Genomic DNA, 22,717 nt, shown 5'->3' on the forward strand with positions numbered 1-22,717 from the left:
CCATGAGCATAAAACTCAGATTAAGCTTTGTTATCTCAATCTTTTTATTGGCAAGCTGTCAGTCACGCCAACTCTCACCTGAGATAGAGCAGGCGTTAACTAATGAGCCACAAGCTGCCGAAACACAAATTCCAGATGAAGTCTGGGCTGATTTAACCCCTGAACTGAGTCAGCTCAGCCAAGATCCACTGGCCGACGACAAACGTTATGATATTGAAGCGCAAGCTGTTGCCATTGAACCCTTTTTCCGTAACCTAGTTGCCGACACAGCACTTAATTTAGTCGTCCACCCTAGTGTCGCAGGTGACCTCACCTTGTCGTTAAAAGGCGTCACCCTAGCGGAAGTTGTTGAGATAGTGAAAGACATTTATGGTTACGATATCCGGTTAAAAGGTCGCTTACTACAAATATTCCCAGCAGGTATGCGCACTGAAACCATTTCGGTTGATTATTTAGCAATGCAAAGATTCGGCGCATCTTTTACCTCAATTACCTCAGGCGGCGTGAGCAATTCGCGCAATGCTACCAATAACAACGGCAATAACTCTAATTTAGGTTTATCCGGCCAACAAGCAAATCAAAGCAACGGCAACAATTTGGCCAATAGCAGTGCCAATGGCACCAGTATAGTTTCCAATACCCAAAATGACTTTTGGCAAGAGCTCAGAACAGCGCTAAATACCTTGTTAGCCGCACAAGAAGGCCGCAGCATAATAGTTAATCCACAAGCGGGTTTAGTAACAGTGCGCGCCTTTCCTGACGAAATTCGTAATATTCGCCAATTTTTATCAGCAACCGAACAACAAATGCAACGCCAAGTGATCCTTGAAGCTAAAGTGATTGAAGTCAGTTTAAATGACGGTTATCAACAAGGAATAGAATGGGAAACCGTATTAGGCAGCATAGATACAACCACTATAGGCTCAGTGCGTACAGGCGCAAACTTAGGTGACACTATTACTAACGTATTAGGCGGTATTACCAGTTTATCTTTTAATAACGGCGACTTTGCTGGGCTGATTCGTTTATTGGAAACCCAAGGCAATGTGCAAGTGTTATCTAGCCCAAGATTAACCGCAGCGAATAATCAAAAAGCTGTGATCAAAGTCGGTACCGACGAATATTTTGTCACTGAAGTCTCCACTACAACTGTCACAGGCACAGCCACGACCTCAACACCAAATATTGAACTAGAGCCATTTTTCTCAGGTATTGCATTAGATGTAACCCCACAAATCAATTCAGATGGCCAAGTTATTTTGCATGTACACCCATCGGTTATTGATACCACAGAACAAGTCAAAGTAGTGACCCTTGATCAGCAAAGTTTTACCTTGCCACTAGCCCAAAGCAATGTGCGCGAATCAGACACAATAATTAAAGCCAACTCGGGTGAAATTGTTGTTATCGGTGGTTTAATGCAAACCATAGAAAGAGACAATGATTCTAAAACACCTATTTTGGGCGATATTCCAGTATTAGGAGAATTATTTAAATCCAAGTCTAAATCTCGGCAGAAAAAAGAACTGATCATTATGATTAAACCAACAGTGGTTGGTAAAGGCACTTGGCAGCAACAATTGCAGCGGTCATCTAACCTGCTGAAACAATGGTATCAAGCGGAGTAATCTGTGTATTTATATCATTTTGGTTTAAAAGAACTACCATTTGCACTCACTCCAAATACCCAGTTTTTTCTAGGTTTGCCAAGCCATCACGAAGCTTTGCAAACGCTGATCACAGCGTTAAAAATGGGTGAAGGATTTGTCAAGGTAACAGGTGAAGTTGGCACAGGTAAAACCTTATTGTGCCGCAAACTCATGAATGATTTAGATGAGCAATTTGTCACAGCTTACATTCCAAATCCTTATCTAACGCCGGATGAATTGCGCCATGCGGTTGCACAAGAACTATCTATTGATAGCGACAACTGCCCTAGCGCTGCGTTAACGCAAAAAATTCAGCAAAAACTGATTGAAATTAGCGCTCAAGGCAAACAACTCGTATTGATTTTAGATGAAGCTCAAGTATTACCAGACGAGAGTTTAGAAGCACTCAGATTATTTACTAACCTAGAAACCGAAAACAGTAAACTGATGCAACTGGTGTTATTTGCCCAACCCGAATTAGACTCGCGATTAGAGCAGCATAACTTTCGCCAGTTAAAACAACGTATTACTTTTTCTATTCGCTTAGACCAATTGCACTCTGAGCAAATACAGGCGTATTTGCATCATAGAATGACAATTGCTGGGTATAAAGGCATGCCGATATTTACCTTGCCGGTTTGTAAACTCTTATATCAAGCTTCCCAAGGCACACCAAGAATCATCAATATTCTCGCGCATAAATGTTTAATGTTAGCTTTTGGTCAAGGCACCAACGACATCACTACAGAGCATGCTAAACAAGCAATTAACGACACTGAATCGACACAAAAGATCAACAGCAGCTTAGCCACAACCCAAGTTTTAACTCAATGGTTTGCTGATAAAAAAGTCCAAAAAATAGGGCTAAGTCTAGCTGTGATGCTTGCCATTACAACCAGCTTTTGGCTTGGGGGCAAACTATGAGCGTAATCAATCAAATGCTCAAAGACCTAGATAGCCGCCAGCATCAAGGAAAAAGTGCCGACAATCAAGATTACCCACAAATTCCAGCACAAACGGCGCAACAACCTCAATCAAAGCGCAAGCTGATTTGGTCTTTGCTGGCAGTCATTGTTCTTGTGTATGCCGTTTGGATGTTTTGGCCACAAATCCAGCAACAATTCCCGCAATTAAGCCAAATAAAACAAACTGAAGTAACAGCGCCTGTTGCAACAACACAAAACGACACTAAACCAGCAGCGCCAGTTGCTGTTGCCAAACCACAAAAAATTATTAGTGCAACTTTAGCTACACCTGCCGCGCCGACTGCATCTAATTCAGCTAACGCCAAACAACAAAATACGCCAGGTGCTCAGCCATCCAAGTTAGCTTTACCACCAGCACAGCCAGTTAACAAACAGCCTCAAGCAACATCGCAGAAAGTACAAAACGTTAAGCCAACTGTACCAACAGCAACTGCTGTCGAGCCACCAGCACAACCAGCAGACAAAAAGCCAAGCAGTTTACAAATTCAAAACACGCAAAAATCGCCTGAAGAAATTGCATATAACAAATTTGAGCGCGCACAAGATTTACTCAACAAAGGTCAATTTATTACAGCCGAACAACAAATTATTTCAGCACTGCAACTTAAAAACGATTTTCACCAAGCACGTATCCTATTAGTGAGCATGTTATACAGTGGCCAAAACACAAGCAAAGCATTAGCTACGTTAAAACAAGGCATTCAACAATATCCTAAACATTGGGACTATTATTTTATCGCAGCGCGAATTTTAAATGAGCAGAACCAAGCATCAGCTGCATGGCAAGTATTGAGCTCAGTGCCGAATATTGGCGAAGTTGCGAGTTACCACACCAATATGTTTCAGTTCAAAGCAAACTTAGCCCAGCAATTAGAGCTTTGGCAACCAGCGTATCAAGTATGGCAAACCTTATTAACACTTAACCCTAGCCACGCTAAATGGCATCTAGGGGCAGCCATTTGTGCAGAAAAAGCTGGGGAAAAAACCATAGCGCTACAACACTACCAAACAGTTGCTAATCAAGGTGGCGTAAGCGCGGCTTCCAATAAGTTTGTTGAGAATAAAATCATGGAGTTACAGCCATGATTAAACCTAAGTTAAAAAAACGTCTTGGTGATTTGCTGGTTGATGAAGGTATCATCAGCGAAGGCCAGTTAATGGACGCTCTCAAACAACAAAAAGAAAGCGGCCGTAAACTCGGTGCCACTTTAATCGCATCCGGCGCTATATCCGAACGCCAGCTGTTAACCTTCTTAGCGCAGCAGTTAAATGTGCCTTACTGGGATATTTCACAAAAGCGCATAGATCCCAATTTAGTCCAAAAACTGCCGGAAGTATTTGCCCGTCGCAACCGTATTTTATTACTCGAAGAAGAAGCCGAACACTATGTACTCGGCATGAGCGACCCTGCCGACATCAACGCAATTGATGCGGTTGCGTCACGTTTAACCGACAAAGAACTAAAAATAGTCGCGGTAAAAGAAAGCCAAATATTAGACAGTTTCGACGGTTTATATCGCCGTACAGCAGACATCAAATCGTTCGCATCACAATTACAAAATGAATATGCTGAAACCGAAGATTTTAATACCAGCATGTTCGCCACAGATGGCGACGAAGAAGAAGCAACAGTCGCAAAACTACTCAATACAATTTTTGAAGATGCGGTACAGGTTAAAGCTTCGGATATCCATATTGAACCAGATGAAAGAGCGCTGCGCATTCGCCAACGGGTTGATGGGGTATTGCAAGAATCTATTTTAAACGAAGCACATATAGCGCCCGCGCTGGTTTTGCGTTTAAAGCTAATGGCTGGGTTAGACATATCGGAAAAACGTTTGCCACAAGATGGTAGATTTAACATTAAAACCCATGGCAAGAGCATAGATGTACGTATGTCGACCATGCCAATTCAGCATGGTGAATCTGTGGTTATGCGTTTATTAGACCAAAGTGGTGGTGTACTCAGTTTAGAACAAACCGGCATGCCCGAAGATATTCTAAAACGCTACCGCAATGTCCTACATAGACCAAACGGTATGATACTGGTGACTGGGCCAACTGGTTCAGGTAAAACCACTACTTTGTATGCATCCTTAAGTGAACTCAACCAAGCTGCGTCGAAAATAATCACAGTTGAAGATCCAGTTGAATACAGATTACCGCGCATCAACCAGGTTCAGGTAAACACCAAAATCAACTTATCTTTTGCCAGCGTATTAAGAACCGCGCTACGGCAAGATCCCGACATTATCATGGTCGGTGAGATGCGTGACCAAGAAACGGTCGAAATAGGTTTACGCGGTGCACTAACAGGTCATATGGTGTTATCAACTCTACATACCAATGACTCAATTAGCAGTGCGGTACGTTTATTAGATATGGGCGCAGCAGGCTTTTTAGTTGCAAGTTCATTACGCGCAATAATTGCCCAACGCCTAATTCGCAAAAACTGCGATAACTGTACAACAGACTACCAACCCAGCAGCAACGAACATATTTGGTTGTCGGCACTTTCGGGTAAATCAAGCAAAGAATTGCAATTTAAAATCGGCCAAGGCTGCCAATCCTGTAACTATTTGGGCTATCGCGGCCGTATTGGTGTATTTGAATTTTTAGAATTAGATGAAGCTATGGTTAATGCGTTAAAACGCAGTGACATAGAAGATTTTGCCACTCAAGCGCGTAAAAGCCCCTCTTTCCAAACCTTGGCACAAGCAGCATTAACTTTTGCCAGCCAAGGTATCACCTCTGTCCCAGAAGTTTTAAGGTTAGTCGAAAACATGGCTGAACTTGAACGCATGGCGCAAGAGTTGGAGGTAGAATAATTGGCAAAATATCACTACCAAGGCAGCGCCGCTGGCAAAAAAGTAGATGGCACAATTGAAGCGGCTAACGAAAGTGAAGCAGCGCAAGCACTGAAACGCCGCAACATAGTGCCTTTGTCGATTCAGCGAATACAAGTAGAAAATAATAAACCTGCAAGTAATGACGCCAGCAACAAACAAAGCATATTGCAGATGCAATTGTTTGTGCCGCAAGTCAGCTTGTCCGATTTAGTAATGTTTTCACGGCAAATGTATTCGCTGCTAAAAGCAGGCATTCCAATTATTCGTGCAATCCAAGGATTAGCCGAAACAACCACATCAATTCGCTTACGCGATGCATTAACTCAGGTCGGTTCAGAGTTAGAAAAAGGTCGGCCGATTGCCAATGCTATGGCGGCGTTTCCCAAAGTATTTTCACGTATGTTTATCAGTATGGTCAATGTTGGTGAAAATACTGGTAAGTTAGATGCAGCCTTTTTGCAGCTAGCGCAATATTTAGAAGATGAACAAGAAACCCGTAAACGCATCCAAGCAGCCACGCGTTATCCAATGTTTGTTATCGCCGCCGTATTTATTGCGATTTTTCTGATGAATATATTTGTTATTCCAACCTTTGCTGACATGTTCAAAAAGTTTGATGCCGAGCTACCATGGACAACACAATTACTTGTCGCAAGTTCCGATCTTTTCGTTAACTACTGGCATTTAATTATAGCGGGTCTAGTTCTATGTATGTTTGCATTAAAAAAGTACCTGACGACACAAAAAGGCAAACTAATCTGGGATCAATACAAACTAAAAATGCCTGCGGTCGGTTCTATTATTGAAAGATCAACTTTATCCCGTTTTGCTCGTTCATTTTCTATGATGTTGCGTGCCGGTGTCCCCTTAACCCATGCGTTACAAATGACCTCTGAAGCGGTCGACAATGCTTATGTCGGTGATAAAGTTGTGCAAATGCGCCGCAGTATAGAAAAAGGTGACAGTATGCTGCGCACCGCCAATGCAACTAAAATGTTCACCCCTTTGGTAATGCAAATGATCGCAGTTGGCGAAGAAACCGGCCAAATAGACAATATGCTTGAAGAAGTGGCAGACTATTACGAACGTGAAGTTGATTATGATTTAAAAAGTTTAACCGCCAAAATCGAGCCAATATTGATAGCGATTGTCGCTGGCATAGTCATGATTTTAGCCCTAGGTATATTTATGCCTATGTGGGATATGATGAATACAGTAAAAGGTTAGACATGAAGCAACATATAACAGGATTTTCGCTCGCGCAATTTGTCATTGTAGTGTGCATTATTATGTTGCTGTGGACCATTTGGCTGGGTTACTTAAAAAAAACTGATAACGAATCAAACACTGTTGCTTTTAGCATGGCTGCAAACCAATTTAACGAAGCAGTTCATTTAGCTCATGTTGAATGGTTACGCCAAGCAAGGCCGGACAAAATATCCTTGTTAAGTGTTATTGAAACTGAATCATTACAACAACGACAGTTTCCACAAACGCAGCAAAATAGCATCAATATGACAAAAAATGGTTGGCCAAAAATAACTCAATATAACAGTCAAGGATGCAAACAACTATGGACAGATTTATTAAATAAATCGACTAAACTAATAACAGAAGAGCAGCAGCAAAATTTTCAGCGAATCAAAGGACAAGCCACTTGCGTATACAAATACGGCAACAAAACTTTGACCTACTTTGAAAATAGCGGAGAAGTCAGCAGCAAGCTTACAGAGGAAAACAGTAATTATGCGAATGATTAGAGTTAAACAACAAGGCTTTTCTTTGGTCGAGTTGGTTATTGTAATTATTATTCTAGGTTTATTAGCCGCCACAGCTTTGCCTAGATTATTAAGTGTTACAGATGATGCCGAAGACGCCACAGTGGAAGGGGTTGCCGGTGGCTTTGCAACCGCCGTAGGTTTAGTCCGCTCACAATGGGAATTAGACGGTCGTCCTACTAATAATGGTGGGACTAATGTTGCTATCGTCAATTTAGATGGTGTTAATGTTGCAGTCGACCCAACTAAAGGTTACCCAACCGGTGGCGAAGACGACAATAACTCAAGTGCCAATTCACTTACAGCCGAAGACTGCCAGCAAATATTTGTGCGTATTTTGCAAAGCTCACCAAAAATTACCACCAGCTTTGCCGGCAACAATAACCAGAGTTTCGCTGAAAACGATTATTACACCATAACCAGTAGCAGTAATGGCCAAAGCACTTGTTTATATTATTTGGTGCAAACGATTAAAAATAGCACAGGAGCGCCAAATGGCACAGGGTCAGGTAATGGTTTTGAATATTTGCCACTAACAGGGCAAATAAGCGTTTTTAGTAATAACCAATAGTCAGCTGTAATTGGTTTGTTTATTTTTTGTGCAAAATCACATTTCGTAAATATATATTCACGACTTTAACCTTTTTGCCATGGTAAAGATTTAAAAAATCATCTAAATTTAACTTATACGTTTAACACGAGGTAAATTATGAAACGATCGCAACAACAAGGCTTCACTCTGATTGAGTTGATAGTAGTAATCGTAATATTAGGTATTCTAGCAGTAACAGCTGCACCTAGATTTATCGACATTCAAGATGAAGCGGATTTGTCAGTAGCAGAGGCTATTGAGGGTTCAATTGTCAGCGCAGTCAATATGGTGCATGCCAAAGCTTTAGTACAAGACGCGTTAGGAAACAATGATGAAACAACAGTTGCGACAACAGTAGTAGCTGATGGCCACGTTGATACTGACTTTGGTTATCCTGAAAGTACAGCCCAAGGTATTGGAGCTATTATTGATTTGCCTTCAGATTGGGCTATCGCTTACTCTGGTAATACAGCGACCTTCTCAAAAGGCGACTGTAGTGTTGTTTACACCCAAGCAACTAGCTTGGCTGAAGTGGGTCGAATTACCGGTAATGCAGAATGTGACCCATAAACATACTCAGGTCAGTTGAGGCTCCAATGAGCCTCAATTCTGACTTCGAAGCTCCCACAAACTTCCCTGATATGCTAAAGCCCACTCAAAACACCGGCTTTACTCTCGTAGAACTTATTGTTGTTATTCTTCTTATTGGTATTTTGGCTGTTACCGCATTACCCAAAATGGGCCTGGTACAAAACGATAGCCACACTCTCGAATATAGAGATAGACTAATCAATGTGTTACGCCACACCCAACTGCAGGCTATGCAGAATACAAATATAATCCTACCGGACTGCCATCGAGTACTCATAGAACAGACTCGCTTTGGACAAAACAATAACTGCGGTAACAATACATTACCAAACACCTTTGAAAACGACTTTTTGGGCATAAGCAGCGCAGAGGCCAGTGAAGGAAACTTAACCATTTCAGCGACCAATCAAGCCAACGATCCTGTATTTGATATTCGCTTTAATGCTTTAGGCCAACCCCAACAAGATTGCAATGGCGGCTGTAGTATTCAAATATCTGGCACCTTAACAGCTACAATAACGATAGAATCGCAAGGATATATCCACAGATGAATAGATATATCCAACAAGGTTTTACCCTAATAGAAATAGTTATCGGCATAGTGGTGTTGTCTATCACTTTTAGTTATTTCACTCATGTACTGACCAATAGCAATAAATTTATTGCAGACCCTTGGTATCAAGTGCGCGCCTCTGAACTTGGTTCAGCTTTATTAAATGAAATTTTAGCTAAATCCTTTGATGAAAATTCAGATAGAGTCAGTGGCACAACACGCTGCTCAAGTGCTGATACAGGTGCGCCAACTTGCACAACTGCCGCTAACTTTGGAGCGGATACCAACGAAGATAGCCGCGATGATTATGATGATGTTGACGATTATCACGGACTTAGTTCTACAGGGGGGGATATTATTGAGTTAAGTATGCCAACCAACACTGCATTGGTGCAAAACTACGCCAGTTATCAATTATCCGTCACTGTTATTTATGATGCTGACTTTGACGGTGCGGCTGATGGCAGCATAGGTGCACATAAACTGATTCAAATTAGTGTTACCGACCCAATAGGTAATCAAACTGTGTTTAGCGCATATAGGAGTAACTTCTAATGCGTAAACAACAGCTTAACAAAGATGCTGGTTTCACCTTAATTGAATTGGTTATGGCGATTGTTGTACTAGGTATAGTTGGTATTACCACCAGCAAATTTGTTGGTTGGGGCGCGACTTATTATGTTGATGTCAGTGAACGCCAACTGGTATTAGATGATAGCCGCTTTGTGATTGAAAGACTCACACGCGAATTACGTAGCGCTGTGCCCTATAGCTTGCGCACGCTTAACGACACAGACAACAACACAGCATGTATTGAATACATACCTATAGTCACAAGTGCAAAATACCTAGATGCGCCAATATCCCCAACCAGCAGTAGTTCACTTAAATTGGTTAGTCCGACTTCAGGCACTATCACAGCTGGCAGCCAAATAAGCATATATCCAACAGCAGTTGCTGATGTGTATAACTCAGCCAATCAGCAAACATTCACAATTGACTCAGTAGATGCGGTCGATGAAGACACCGAATCGCAAGTCATTCATTTTGCAGCGAGTATTAGTATAGGCCAAGGCTCACCAGCAAGCCGTTATTATCAATGGACGACGCCTGTCAGTTATTGTTTAGAAAACAGTAAAATTTATCGCTATCAAGGTTATCCAGCAGCAGTTGACCAATTTAATCCAACTGAACTAAAAGCAGCAGACGACGTAAGTTATAGTTTAATGGCAGAAAATGTCTCAAATTCAGTTTTAACTGAAGCACCTTTCCATGTTGATTCACATGCCAGTTTGTTACGCCACGGCCAAGTGGCAATTTACCTAGAGTTTTCTCGCCTAACCGACAATAATGAAAGTATGTTCTTTCATCACTTAGTGCAGATACCGAATGCGCCTTAACCAATATCGAACTCAAAACAAACAGCAAGGCAGCAGCTTAGTTATCGCACTGTTTGTTTTAGTGTTTTTGTCGATTTTATTGGCTGGCGTTATGCGTTCGTTAAGTGTTTCTAATATTAATGTTGCTTACGAAATTGTTGGTTTACGAGCGCTCAGCAGTGCTCAAAGCGGTATTCAAATTGCATTAAGCCGCTTATACCCAACCAGTTCAACAGATGTAGGCGACTGCGATGACGTAGGCGACCCGGTTACTTTGCCCAATATCAATGGTTTTCGCGGTTGCAGTGTTAAATTGCAGTGTGATCGCCGTGCAGGTGTTGTTAATGGCAAGGACTTATTAACCATAACCAGCACAGCAACTTGTACTGTGAGTGATCTAGAAACCACTCGTTCGGTTAGTGTCGAGGCGGTTAATTTATGAGAACTATATTAGCAATTCTACTCTTTAGCCTACTGGCTTTAGCGCATAACCCGCTATTAGCCGCCACTTGTGATGATGTATTTGCTGGCACAGTAAACTCAAATTATAACCAAGGCCAGTTAACCATGTATAACTCGGCGCGTTTGAGCAACGAGCCAAATCCAACTGAATTACCGTTTAAATCCTTAGTTGCTGCTCATTCGAATTCGTGCGGAACAGGGGTTAGCTGTGATGTCAGTGGTTCAAGCGCAGATTCTATTAGTTTGCCAACCTTCCAAAGCTCAAATAGCTCAACGTATGTTGGTGTTTATAGTGGCCAAAGTTTTGAGTTTACTGCAAGCAACTATGGCAGCGTTGGTTTTAGTTCCGATGCAACCGGAACTTTTGCTAGTGCAAATACCAGTTACCACTTTAAAAATTTTGATTTATATGGCACCTCACAAGTTTCTTTCCCCCCAGGTGATTATTATTTTGATAACTTATCTTTATCTAGCGATAGTAAAATTCTGTTAGATAGCAGTAAAGGCACTGGCAGTGTCAGATTTCATATAAACGGACGCTTATCTGTATACAATCAAACAAGTATTAATCTCAATGGCGATCCAAATGATTTTGTCATTTTCATTCACTCTGACAACAACCAAACAGGTTTATCCATAAGTAGTACAGGGCAAATTTACGCTTTTGTGTATGTTAATGGATTCAAAAAACAAAGTAGTGTCTATGGCTCGACAGAACTGCACAATAACGCATATATCAAAGGCAGGCTGTCAACCGCCAACCTAACCATGACCTCTGACGCTCATATAGAGTATGCAGGAGACGTAAACCAAGCAACGCTAGGCGACACTTGTACACAAAGCGCAAGTTTTACCTGTCCAGCTTTAAGCCCACACAGCAGTGATGTCACTCTTAATGAGTTTCATATTGAAAATAACAACAACTGGATGGAGCTATATATTGATGCCGATGCAAGCAATTCGATAAATCTTAAAGACTGGAAATTGTTAGCCAATGGAGTAAATTCACCAAGTAAATTTGAATTCACACTATTTTCAGTCGATGCCTACTATCAAGCCGATGACTACCTTATATTTGCAGAAGACGCGAATAATTCAGATTTTGCCCATCTAACAAGCAACTATTTAATCAGTAAATCCGAAGTAGATTGGCATAACAATTTTCAAGAGATATTGTTATTAGATGAAAATGGCGAGTTTGTTCATTACCTTCGCTCACCATCGGACGGCCACAATAGTAACGATTGGACTGATTGTGAAAGCCAATATCCAAATGCAAGCACCATAATTGATTCACCAGGTAATAATTCCACCGCTTGTGCTACAACAGATGGCGACAAAACAAGTAATCAGTGGGATACAGGCTGTGCAAACCAAACCCCTGGGCAATCGAACGCTGGCACATCGGTCAATCACTACGAAATTACCCATGACACCAGTGCACTAACGTGCAGCACAGCCTCAGTAGTAGTTAAAGCCTGCGCCAATGCCAGTTGTGATTTATACACACAAGTCACCAGTGCAACTTTAACTAAAACCATAGGCGCAACAACCACAACAGTCGACGCCAATAGTTTTACTGGCAGTAAAAGCATCAGTATCAGTCAAAGCAGCGCCGCAACCTTAACCCTAGGTTTAAGCAATTTATCCCCTTCTGCGCCTGTAACTTGCAACGGTGGTGGCAATTGCCAACTAGTGTTTAGCGACTCAGGTTTTGTAGTCAGTGATGCCAATATTGAATCATGCAGCTCTGGCAGTATTACAATTCAGGCGTTAAAGACAGATCAAAGCCAAAACTGCGCCCCAGCTTGGACAGGCTCCCGCACTGTGCAAATGTTATTTAGCCATAGCAATAAACAAGGCAGTGTAAATATGCAAGTAGGCGATACTAGCTATGCTGTTGGTTCTACCCATAATATATCCGCTAGTTTTAATGCTTCAGCACAAGCGACACTAAACATAAGCTATGCAGACGCTGGCGCTGTAACAGTGCAAGTGTCTGATCCCAACTCAGTGCTAAATAGTGATACAGCCAATATCAATTTTTATCCGAACAAGTTAGCAGTAAGCTCAAGTTCAACCACTAATAATATGGCGGTGAACAGCGACTTTAATCTAAACATATCGGCTCAATGTAGTGACAATACTGTTACCCCAAGTTACCAACCCAGCCAACTGCAGTTAGATTTAACCCGCGCGACCCCAGCCCCTAACCTTGGTGGCGAAGAAGCAAATTTAACTTATAGTGCTTCAGGCCAAGTCACCTCACAAGCAGGCTTCAGCAACTCAGTCGGCACTAGCTTTAGCAGTGGCTCGTATGCCTACAACCAAAGTAAAATTGACGAATACGGGGTTTATCAGTTGCAAGTGCAAGATGTAAATTATTTATCACTTGGTAATATCACTTCCAATGTTTTATCACTCGGTACTTTTATCCCTGTACAATTGAATATTTATGCCGCGGATGAAAGTTATCCAGCAGGCTTTACTGACAACCGAGCACAAGGCCAATATCAAAACGTCAATTTAACCAATACATACCTAGGACAAACATTCTCATACTCAACTCAGCCAGCAGTGGCGATTATTGGTGTTGACGCATTAGGCAATGCACTCAAAAACTATACTGCCGCGTTAGGTACAGCCAATTTAAGTGCGGATCCAGATAAAATCACAGTAAGTGCAACAGATAACAGTATTAACTTAACCAGCAGCCTGAATGCAGGCAGTTTGGCTGACAACAGCGATGGCAGTTTTACTTATCTATTTTCAGCCGACGACAACTTCCAACATCAAAAAACCGCAGCAAATCAAACAACAGCCCCATTTAACACCAATATCAGTTTAGCTTTTGCAAACGGGGCATTTTTTGATAGCAACAATGGTTTAATTGCCAGCGTCGCCGACAGCTTTGTTCCAACCTCGGCTAATATAGTCAGCGCTCGATTAGTGTTGGGCAACAATTATGGCCCAGAAACAGATGATCTTACCCTGCCAATCAGCATAAAAATATATGATGGCGGCAACTGGAATACTTCGTCAGCCGACAATACTACAAGTTTGCCTTCATCAATTTTTACCATAGGCTCACAAACTCATGCCATTGGCGAAAATTGGTTTAACCAATACAGCTTAGCCACAGGAGCCACCAGTAACTTGTTATACCCAGCTACCACGACCAATATGATTAATGCACAAAGTGGACTATTAAATTTTTTATTTGCAGCACCAGGTGAAGGAAATCAAGGCTCATTAGCTCTACAGGCAACATTAAGCAGTTATCCATTTTTACAGTACGATTGGGATCAAGATGGTAATTTAGACACAAATATAACAACTGAATTAGTTTGGGGAATTTATCGAGGCAATGATCGGATTATTCATTGGCGAGAGATTTTTCAATAAACCAAACTAGATAAATATACAAATTACGCAAAAGTCTGCTACTGTTAAGTCTTATGCGGAAGGAGTCTGTTATGCTATCAACGCAATCGAGCGTGGCAACATCCACAAGAGATATTGAGTTTCTGCAACGCAGCATATCGCTTATATTAGCTTTGACTAAACAGCTAGACTCACTCTCATTAATTGACACCTTGTTTTTACGCTTATTTCGTTCAAGGTTGGTCTATCACGCCTGCATGTATGAAGTGCATCACAAACAAGGCTTAGAAATAAATCAAGCTGCAGATGGAAAACAACTCTTATTTAGGCAAATAGTTGAAAAACCTTGGCAAGCAAAAGATTCAAATGAACCAGCGCAGATAGTTGTAGAGAGTTTTTTATCGCAAAAACCCATGACTCAAGCGATTGAAGGCAAACGTACTAAATACTTAATCTTCCCGATTGTGCCCAGCTCAGGAAAAGTCGGCCACGCTCTAGAGTTACAAGCCATAGATGTTAGGGCTGTGCACAATTTTTTAGCCGGTAATGTTATTTCTGTTTTCACCAATTTGTTGAAAATTTTTGAAAATATGGAGCGAGATCCGTTAACCGGTTTATACAATAAACAATGCTTAGAAGTCTCATTGATTCGCTATGCACAACATGCATTAACTTGTGCTAATGACGCGAATAGAATGGATGAAAAAGAATGGTTGGCCTTTATAAAAATCACCCCCAAAGTTGATGACAATCTTGAGCAACTACAAATATTGTTCGGCCAACAAATGCTTAAAACTTTTCGAAATACCGACTTAGTCTTTCGTTTTGCTGAAAATGAGTTTGTCGTTTTGCTTGTATGTAATGAAGAACAAGGCGTAAACTCAGCTGTCGACCGACTCACTCAAGTGATCAATAGCAGTGATAACGAGCAACTTCATACCCTTACAATATCAATGGCTTGTGCACAATTTATCGACAGCGCGTCCGTAAAAAACACGATTAATAATGCACGGTTATCACTGACTTAAAATATAAACGTAACAGCTCACAAAATTACGAGTTTAACCACCAGCTAATTTCACTTTATAGCCGAGCTTTTCAAGTTCGGCTTTAATCACGTCGCGTTTATCGCCTTGAATTTCGATAACACCGTCTTTGACTGAACCACCTGTGCCACACTTTTTCTTCAGGTTTTGTGCTAATTTTTTCAGTTCATCGCCAACTAAAGGTAAACCCGCTACGGTAATCACCCCTTTGCCTTTACGCCCTGAAGTTTCACGACGAATACGCACAGCGCCATCAGCAAAAGTTTGTGCTTGCTCTTGAGGTTTGTCTTCAGTAATTCGACCTTTATCTGTGCTATAAACTAATGCCATGCTTTACTCCCAACTGATGTAATTTGTATTAATTGATTGGTGCGATAGAATGCGCGGTTACAATAGCCCAGCACCAAAGCTAATTTTAACCACTTGCAGAATAAGATACAAAACTATATGGCTTCATTGCAGCAACAAACCGAATTCGGCGACTTAGTAATTAGTTGGTTTCACCAACATGGTCGCAAACACTTACCGTGGCAACAGAACAAAAGTTTATACAAAACTTGGTTATCAGAAGTCATGCTGCAACAAACCCAAGTAACCACAGTTATCCCCTACTTCGAGCGTTTTATCTCAAGCTTTCCGACTGTAGAAGCCTTGGCTGCCGCCGAGCAAGATCAGGTTTTGCAACACTGGACCGGCCTAGGTTATTACGCCCGCGCACGTAACCTACATAAAGCGGCACAACAAATTGTCGAGCTGCATGGTGAGTTTCCAACCGACTTTGAGCAAGTATTAGCATTACCTGGCATAGGCCGTTCAACCGCTGGTGCAATCTTATCATTAACACTAGAACAGCCTTACCCAATTTTAGACGGCAATGTTAAACGTGTGCTCTGTCGTTATTTTAAAATTGAGCAATGGTCGGGTGAAAAGAAAGTACAGGACAAACTTTGGCAATTAGCCGAGCAAGTAACCCCCGCTATCGGCGTCAATCACTTTAACCAAGCTATGATGGATTTAGGCTCAGCGATTTGCAGCCGCAGCAAACCAAAATGTGATGATTGCCCACTGCAACAAAGTTGCCAAGCATATCAAGACAACTGCGTTAATCAGCTGCCAGTCCCTAGACCGAAAAAAGACAAACCTGTTAAACACACTTTTATGTATTTGCTCAAGCATGGTCAGCAGGTATTGTTAAATAAACGTCCACCTACGGGTATTTGGGGCGGTTTGTACACACTACCTGAATCTGAACGCCAATTAACCTTAGGTGAAGTTGAGCATTTATTTGCTTTGGTTGGACGCAAACAAACTCAACTTGAAGCGTTTCGACATACTTTCACCCATTATCATTTAGATATTCAGCCAATTTTAGTTGAGGTTGAGCAGGTTAACTCAAGCATTAAAGAATCTGACGATGTTTGGTTTGATTTAAATAGTGAAGCTGAGTTTGGTATGGCGACTCCCACTAAGAATTTGTTAGCTGAAGTGATAGCAGGCAAATTCTAGCTGTGAAAATTGGGTAATTGATGTTGGTTAATAAACAGGCTAATATTACGCCAACAAATGTAAACGTTATCAGTGATTGTGCGAAATAAGTCGTCTTATATTTCGAGGTGCAAATACGTTGCAAGTTAAGTGCAATATAATCGAGTTGCAGTAATAAAAATGCCAAGAAGGTGAATGGATGTGTTGCGAACAAAACTTCACAAGGAAGGGAAGCCTTGTGTGAGCGACACAGGATGTGCTTGAAGCGTTTTTGTGAGTAATACTCCATTTAGCTTCGAATTATGTCGCTCCTTTAAAATAGCGCAGTAACCCAAGTGCCATATAGACGGCCTAGGCTAAAGTTTCTAACACAGACACGCGGTAAACCCATCCCTGGGCGCTCGAGACAAATCTTCCACGATTTGTACGGTCTGTTTTTAGAAACCTCAACCTAGTCCTCAGCACAAAGTTGCTTGCTAGTATTTTGGATTTTAAAAACAATAATAACGAGGAACACAAATGTTTGACTTACAACTCACAACAGCAGCCATAACAGCAATAATCGCCTTGCTGATCATGGTGATAAAACTGCGCGTACCTGCATTTATCGCCCTACTACTCAGCTGCTTGCTGCTCGGCCTAACCACAGGTATGCAAACTCAAGACATCATCAACTCAATTAAAAACGGCATGGGTGGTACACTTGGATTTGTCGCTGTAGTCGTAGGGTTAGGCGCAATACTTGGGCAAATTCTCGAAGCCAGCGGCGGTATAGAACAAATCGCCAAAGTACTAATGAACAAATTTGGCGAAAAAAACATTCAATGGAGCTTAGGTTTCACCGGTTTTTTAGTCGCAATACCAGTATTTTTTGATGTTGCATTTATCATACTTGCACCTTTGTTATACGGTCTTGCCAACAAAAGTGGGCGCTCACTATTATATTACGCAGTGCCGCTGCTAGCCGGTTTAGCAGTAACTCATGCGTTTATTCCACCAACACCTGGGCCAATTGCAGTAGCTGAAATTATTGGTGCCAATTTAGGTTGGGTGATTATCTTTGGAGCAGCCGCAGGTATTCCATCTATGATAATTGCGGGGCCATTATTTGCGCGCTATATAGCAAAACGAATTCACGTAGCAGTGCCTACAGCGCACCAAACAGACAATGAGCAACCAGCACAAACACTGAGTTTTAATCTAGTTATTAGCCTAGTATTACTGCCGCTTGTGTTAATCATGTTAGGTACACTCGCACCTTTCTTATTTGCCAAAGACACTCAGTTATACAATACAGCGCAATTTATCGGTCATCCATTTGTTGCACTTAGTTTAACCACAGTGCTGGCGATGTGGGCGTCTGCCAAATATTGCCAATTCAACAAAAGCCAATTGCTTAACCTAGCCAACAAGGCACTTGAACCTGCAGGCATCATAATTTTAATTACCGGCGCAGGTGGCGCATTTAAACAAATATTAATCGACTCAGGTGTTGGGCAAATGTTAGGCAATAGCATGGCAGATAGCGCAATGCCGCTGGTATTACTGGCGTTTTTAATTGCAGCTATTACGCGGGTTGCCCAAGGTTCATCCACAGTTGCCATGATCACAGCAGCAGGTTTAATGGCACCTATTTTACAACTACAAACATTAACACCTGCTTATTTAGGTTTATTGGTGATCGCCATTTCATCTGGCGCAACCATAATGTCACACGTAAACGATTCAGGTTTCTGGCTAGTCAGCCGTTATTTAGGCATCAACGAAACCGACACCTTAAAATCCTGGACAGTCTTAACCTGTTTAATCGCACTAGTAGGTTTAGCCTGTTGTTTGATAATTAGTGCATTTTTATAAATGCACTTGACGCCGCAATATGCTTTTTGTTGAATAAGCTTTCAACAACCACAGAAGCGATTTTAGATGCAGCAGCTAATTGACTTAATCACTACCAATACCCTAAAAATTCCCATGCTGCCCTACGCTGCTTACACCTCAGTGCAAACGCAAAATTTGCGCAATGTACCGATTGTAAGTCCATGTTTTATTGCCGTATTGTCAGGTGAAAAAGAACTCGCAATACAAGACACCTTTAACTGTAACGCAGGCGAATTTGTCGTACTGGCGGATAACAATAATGTGCATATGCGCAATTTGCCTACCGAAGCAGATTACTTTGCGCTGTTTATTGAATTTGAAGCAGATGATTTTGTCGATTTAGATATTTCACCAACAACACAAATGCCAAAGAATAAATATATTCATGGGCAGCTAAATCAACAACTTAAGACTTGCTTACAACAGTTTGTTGAATGGGCAGCCATAGTGCCTGAAAACCTTTGGTCGCAGCGGCGCAAAGAATTATTGCAAGTACTGATTTATCTTGGTTATCCACAAGTAATCGGATGCCTATCGGCTCAATCTACCATTAGCCGCTGCAATGCTGTGTTACGCCAACATCCATACAGCATAACCAGCAGTGCTTTTGTTGCTGAACAACTTAATATAAGTGAGTCGAGTTTGCGCCGCAAACTCGCAGCTGAACAAAGCTCATTTCAACAGCTAAAAGATCAAATACGACTTGGCACTGCGCTGCATTTACTGCAAACCACGCAACATTCAATAACCTATGTTGCAGAACAGTCTGGTTATCAATCGCCGTCTAAATTCGCCAGCCGATTTAAACAAAGGTTTGGGTTAACACCTACACAATTGCGTAAAACCAAAGAAACCAACAAAGCTGTGAAAATCGATTGAGCGTATTTGGCGATTAGTTGCACGAAAAAGGGCTAGCGACTGAATGTAATCAAGCTAGTATATTTGTGATTCATCAATACTAAGGAGCAGCAATCATGTTAAACAAAATAATCCTAGCAGCCGCATTAATTGGCTTATCCAGCAGTGCTTTGGCTGATAATTTTAAACTCACCAGTACAGACATCAGCCATGGTAACTTTATGCCTAAAACACAAGAGTTTAATGGTTTTGGTTGCACTGGCGAGGACAAATCGCCACAACTGAAATGGACTGGCGCACCCAAAGGCACTAAAAGTTTTGCCGTGACTGTGCACGATGCTGACGCGCCAACTGGCAGTGGCTGGTGGCATTGGCAAATTGTTAATATTCCAGCCTCTATCACTGAACTTAAAGCCGGAGCCGGTGATAAATCAGGCAAATTTAAACCAGCAAGCAGCCAACAAATTGAAAACGATTATGGCGTAGCTGCATTCGGCGGAGCTTGTCCACCACCTGGACATGGTGCACACAAATACAAATTTACTGTACACGCCTTGTCAGTAGAAAAATTAGAGTTACCACAAAATGCATCGGGTGCGTTAACAGGTTATATGATCAACGCTAACTCAATCGACACAGCTACGATCGAAGCTTTATATAAAAGAGATTAAGCCTTACACCTAAGTTACTGCGGCTGAAATCTGGCATCTACCAGTAGCTTGGGTATACAATAGCGCCAATTCTAGTTTTAAATAATAGGTTTATTATGGCTCGCACCGTATTTTGTCAGCACTTAAACAAAGAAGCAGATGGCTTAGACTTTCAACTATACCCAGGTGATGTTGGCAAACGCATCTTTGACAACATCTCCAAAGAAGCTTGGGCTTTATGGCAAAAGAAACAAATCATGCTCATAAACGAAAAAAAGCTCAATATGATGAACCCAGAAGACCGCAAAATGCTTGAAGGCGCTATGGTTGGTTTTTTATTTGAAGGCCAAGACGTAGAAATTGAAGGTTATACCCCGCCAGAGAAGAAATAAGCCACTATAAGTTTCTCAACTAAAATGTAACCAAGTTAGGCCATGCCGATTTTTTTATTAATGGCCTAGCTCTGCTTGACCCCGCACTGCTATAACTAATTGAAGTACTGATAATTCAACACAATATGGATAAAATAAAACACCTAAAGTATCGCCCTGAAATAGATGGACTCAGAGCAATAGCCGTATTGGCTGTAATAATGTTCCATGCGGAAATGCCTTTGTTAGCTGGCGGATTTGTTGGTGTTGATATTTTTTATGTTATTTCTGGTTACCTGATTACTAAAATCATCATAGGGCAGCTGACAACCCACAGTTTTGATTTTAAGCAGTTTTACGCCAGAAGAATAAAACGCTTGTTTCCCGCTGCATTTTTCTTAGTGCTTGTAACACTGCTGATAGGCAGTTTTATGCTCAGCCCAGGGCAATATACAGAGCTTTCCAAAAGTTCTTTTTTTTCGAGCCTATTTTTAGCTAATTTTTGGTTTTCTAATCGCTCTGGCTATTTTGATCAAGCCACCGAAATATCACCTTTAGTACACATGTGGTCGCTGGCAGTCGAAGAGCAGTTTTACCTAATCTTCCCTGTTATTGTTTATTTTGTGCATAAACTATGGCGGATAAAAGGTGTAAAAGTTTTGATTATCAGCTTATTTTTGTTGTCTTTGGGGTTAAGTATTAGCTTTAGCGCAAGCCACCCTAATTCTTCATTCTATTTATTGCACACCTGAGCTTGGGAATTATGCCTTGGTGCAATAATGGTGCTTTTCCCAATATTTAAATCAAATAAGCGTCAGCTAAATTCAGCCTTTTCAGCTGCAGGTATTCTGTTACTGGTCGGCAGTATCATATTAGTTTCAACCGCAGTGCCTTACCCAAGTTACTGGGCTTTATTACCAACACTGGCAACTGTGCTGATAATTAATGCATCGCACAATCAAGGCAATTTGGCCAACTTAATTTTGTCGCAAAAACCTCTGGTATTTATCGGTAAAATATCTTATTCAGCCTATCTGTGGCACTGGCCAATGATAGTCTACTATCGTATTTATATCTCAGAACGACATTTTACTCTGCTTGAAAGCATCAGCTTAACCTTCCTGAGTTTAATACTCGGTTATCTATCTTGGCGTTTTATCGAAGAAAAATTTAGGCACACACAAGCTGCTAATGGCAAAGTGCTTAAGCTAGGTTTGGCATCAACAGTTCTGATAATAGCCGCATCCTTTTCGGTTTATTTAACCAATGGTTATAGTATGCGCTTCGCAGATGAGGTATTGGCGTATACATCTAAAGCTCCAATGACTAAAACAAAATGTTTAGAGAAAATTCGAATTTCTGATCAGTTGGATGAAAAGTTTTGTGTCGTTGGCAACAAGTGGGACGAAAGCAAATATAAAGGCGTAATATGGGGCGACAGCCACTCACAGCATTGGTCGCAAGCTTTTCAGCTTATCGGTGAAAGATTAGACATAGCTTTTGCAATTGCGCCAAAACAGTGTCCGCCGTATTTAAATGCAAACTATGTCAAAGAGTTTTATCCTAAATACCCTGACTTCACCGAACGTTGCAGCAACAAACAACAAATTACCCTTGATTGGCTAAACAAAAGCCCTGAAGTGGGTTTTATTGTAATGTCATCAGCATGGTCGAGCCATATTCGAAAACTCTACAATGACCAACATACAGACAATTACCTTAATACCAGCCCAATAACAAATAGGGACTCAAGCATAGGTAAAAATTTAAGTGCCCAAGCTTTAGCAAAAACAATCGCCAGTTTAGATTTAACCGATAGAAAATTATTGTTATTAAGTGATATTCCGCGCCCAAATCGCTCATTAAATGACAACTATTTTAGTGCTACAACGCCTGTTTTAAGAGCCAACAAAAGCGACAACTATTCTTTTTTAGATGAAACAACCACCAAACAATGGCACTTAGATAGCGATTTGGTTTTGAGTGACATTGCCCAAGAGCATACGAATGTTAGTGCGATTATTTTAACGGATAAGCTATGTGATGCTGGTACATGCCCAAGCTTTATCAATTCAGAATTAATCTATCGCGACGACAACCATTTACGCTCGAATTTGCAAAAGAAAACAGTTGAACAGCTAACGAAAAAGTCTGGTCTGTTTGAGTATTTTCAACAGCAACTAAAATAACCTGAACTCGGGATAAA

21 protein-coding genes and 1 pseudogene are annotated in these 22,717 nt (G+C 41.3%); 21 read left to right on the forward strand and 1 reads right to left on the reverse strand.

Going from position 1 to position 22,717, the window contains the following annotated elements; genetic code table 11:
* Positions 1–2: 2 nt before the first annotated feature.
* The 14 genes from mshL (at position 3) to WSC_RS0103975 (ending at position 15,251) form a co-directional block, all read left to right on the forward strand.
* Positions 3–1,628: a pilus (MSHA type) biogenesis protein MshL gene (gene mshL / locus WSC_RS0103910; protein ID WP_016954600.1), complete on the forward strand. Its 1,626-nt coding sequence runs from the start codon at positions 3–5 to the stop codon at positions 1,626–1,628.
* Between the two features lie 3 nt (positions 1,629–1,631).
* Positions 1,632–2,573 carry an ExeA family protein gene (locus WSC_RS0103915; protein ID WP_016954601.1) on the forward strand — a complete coding sequence of 314 codons (942 nt, stop codon included), beginning with the start codon at positions 1,632–1,634 and terminating at the stop codon, positions 2,571–2,573.
* On the forward strand, positions 2,570–3,721 hold the full coding sequence (locus WSC_RS0103920; RefSeq protein ID WP_016954602.1) for a tetratricopeptide repeat protein: 1,152 nt from the start codon (positions 2,570–2,572) through the stop codon (positions 3,719–3,721). Before WSC_RS0103915 ends, WSC_RS0103920 begins: the two co-directional genes overlap by 4 nt.
* Positions 3,718–5,463, forward strand: coding sequence for a GspE/PulE family protein (locus tag WSC_RS0103925; RefSeq protein WP_016954603.1), 1,746 nt, complete (start codon positions 3,718–3,720; stop codon positions 5,461–5,463). Before WSC_RS0103920 ends, WSC_RS0103925 begins: the two co-directional genes overlap by 4 nt.
* Positions 5,464–6,711, forward strand: coding sequence for a type II secretion system F family protein (locus WSC_RS0103930; protein ID WP_016954604.1), 1,248 nt, complete (start codon positions 5,464–5,466; stop codon positions 6,709–6,711). It abuts the gene before it with no gap.
* A 2-nt stretch (positions 6,712–6,713) separates the two neighbouring features.
* Entirely contained in the window at positions 6,714–7,244 is a 531-nt protein-coding gene (locus WSC_RS0103935; RefSeq protein WP_016954605.1) for a hypothetical protein, read from the forward strand.
* On the forward strand, positions 7,237–7,833 hold the full coding sequence (locus tag WSC_RS0103940) for a type II secretion system protein (protein WP_016954606.1): 597 nt from the start codon (positions 7,237–7,239) through the stop codon (positions 7,831–7,833). Before WSC_RS0103935 ends, WSC_RS0103940 begins: the two co-directional genes overlap by 8 nt.
* A gap of 138 nt (positions 7,834–7,971) precedes the next feature.
* Positions 7,972–8,424 (forward strand): type II secretion system protein, encoded by a 453-nt coding sequence (locus WSC_RS25470; RefSeq protein ID WP_016954607.1) that lies wholly within the window; start codon positions 7,972–7,974, stop codon positions 8,422–8,424.
* A gap of 26 nt (positions 8,425–8,450) precedes the next feature.
* The gene (locus tag WSC_RS23920) at positions 8,451–8,996 is read left to right on the forward strand and encodes a type II secretion system protein (protein ID WP_016954608.1); all 546 of its coding nucleotides are present in this window, start codon (positions 8,451–8,453) and stop codon (positions 8,994–8,996) included.
* Positions 8,993–9,553, forward strand: coding sequence for a type IV pilus modification PilV family protein (locus WSC_RS0103955; RefSeq protein WP_016954609.1), 561 nt, complete (start codon positions 8,993–8,995; stop codon positions 9,551–9,553). The genes WSC_RS23920 and WSC_RS0103955 overlap by 4 nt, the downstream gene beginning before the upstream one ends.
* Positions 9,553–10,398 carry a type II secretion system protein gene (locus tag WSC_RS21810; protein ID WP_016954610.1) on the forward strand — a complete coding sequence of 282 codons (846 nt, stop codon included), beginning with the start codon at positions 9,553–9,555 and terminating at the stop codon, positions 10,396–10,398. The genes WSC_RS0103955 and WSC_RS21810 overlap by 1 nt, the downstream gene beginning before the upstream one ends.
* Positions 10,388–10,819 carry a hypothetical protein gene (locus tag WSC_RS23925; RefSeq protein WP_016954611.1) on the forward strand — a complete coding sequence of 144 codons (432 nt, stop codon included), beginning with the start codon at positions 10,388–10,390 and terminating at the stop codon, positions 10,817–10,819. Before WSC_RS21810 ends, WSC_RS23925 begins: the two co-directional genes overlap by 11 nt.
* The gene (locus WSC_RS0103970) at positions 10,816–14,244 is read left to right on the forward strand and encodes a DUF6701 domain-containing protein (RefSeq protein WP_016954612.1); all 3,429 of its coding nucleotides are present in this window, start codon (positions 10,816–10,818) and stop codon (positions 14,242–14,244) included. Before WSC_RS23925 ends, WSC_RS0103970 begins: the two co-directional genes overlap by 4 nt.
* A 71-nt stretch (positions 14,245–14,315) precedes the next feature.
* Positions 14,316–15,251: a GGDEF domain-containing protein gene (locus WSC_RS0103975; RefSeq protein ID WP_016954613.1), complete on the forward strand. Its 936-nt coding sequence runs from the start codon at positions 14,316–14,318 to the stop codon at positions 15,249–15,251.
* A 33-nt stretch (positions 15,252–15,284) separates the two neighbouring features.
* Here WSC_RS0103975 and yciH read toward each other — a convergent pair whose 3' ends face one another.
* Positions 15,285–15,599, reverse strand: a complete 315-nt coding sequence (gene yciH / locus WSC_RS0103980; protein ID WP_016954614.1) for a stress response translation initiation inhibitor YciH — start codon at positions 15,597–15,599, stop codon at positions 15,285–15,287.
* Positions 15,600–15,716: 117 nt separating this feature from the next.
* On the opposite strand from yciH, the gene mutY reads away from it, so the two are divergent.
* From mutY to WSC_RS25235, 7 genes and pseudogenes are all read left to right on the forward strand, one after another.
* Positions 15,717–16,775, forward strand: coding sequence for an A/G-specific adenine glycosylase (mutY, locus tag WSC_RS0103985; RefSeq protein ID WP_016954615.1), 1,059 nt, complete (start codon positions 15,717–15,719; stop codon positions 16,773–16,775).
* A 498-nt stretch (positions 16,776–17,273) separates the two neighbouring features.
* On the forward strand, positions 17,274–18,611 hold the full coding sequence (locus WSC_RS0103990) for a GntP family permease (RefSeq protein WP_016954616.1): 1,338 nt from the start codon (positions 17,274–17,276) through the stop codon (positions 18,609–18,611).
* Between the two features lie 66 nt (positions 18,612–18,677).
* Positions 18,678–19,511 carry a helix-turn-helix transcriptional regulator gene (locus WSC_RS0103995; protein WP_016954617.1) on the forward strand — a complete coding sequence of 278 codons (834 nt, stop codon included), beginning with the start codon at positions 18,678–18,680 and terminating at the stop codon, positions 19,509–19,511.
* 95 nt (positions 19,512–19,606) lie between these two features.
* Positions 19,607–20,161, forward strand: coding sequence for a YbhB/YbcL family Raf kinase inhibitor-like protein (locus WSC_RS0104000; protein ID WP_016954618.1), 555 nt, complete (start codon positions 19,607–19,609; stop codon positions 20,159–20,161).
* Between the two features lie 95 nt (positions 20,162–20,256).
* Positions 20,257–20,532, forward strand: a complete 276-nt coding sequence (locus tag WSC_RS0104005) for an oxidative damage protection protein (RefSeq protein ID WP_016954619.1) — start codon at positions 20,257–20,259, stop codon at positions 20,530–20,532.
* 125 nt (positions 20,533–20,657) lie between these two features.
* A pseudogene (locus WSC_RS25230) lies at positions 20,658–21,650 on the forward strand (acyltransferase family protein); the annotation flags it as partial.
* Positions 21,651–21,833: 183 nt separating this feature from the next.
* Entirely contained in the window at positions 21,834–22,700 is an 867-nt protein-coding gene (locus WSC_RS25235) for an SGNH hydrolase domain-containing protein (RefSeq protein ID WP_237716284.1), read from the forward strand.
* Positions 22,701–22,717 lie beyond the last annotated feature (17 nt).

It is taken from the genome of Catenovulum agarivorans YM01, from assembly GCF_000281085.1.
GTDB lineage: Bacteria > Pseudomonadota > Gammaproteobacteria > Enterobacterales > Alteromonadaceae > Catenovulum > Catenovulum agarivorans.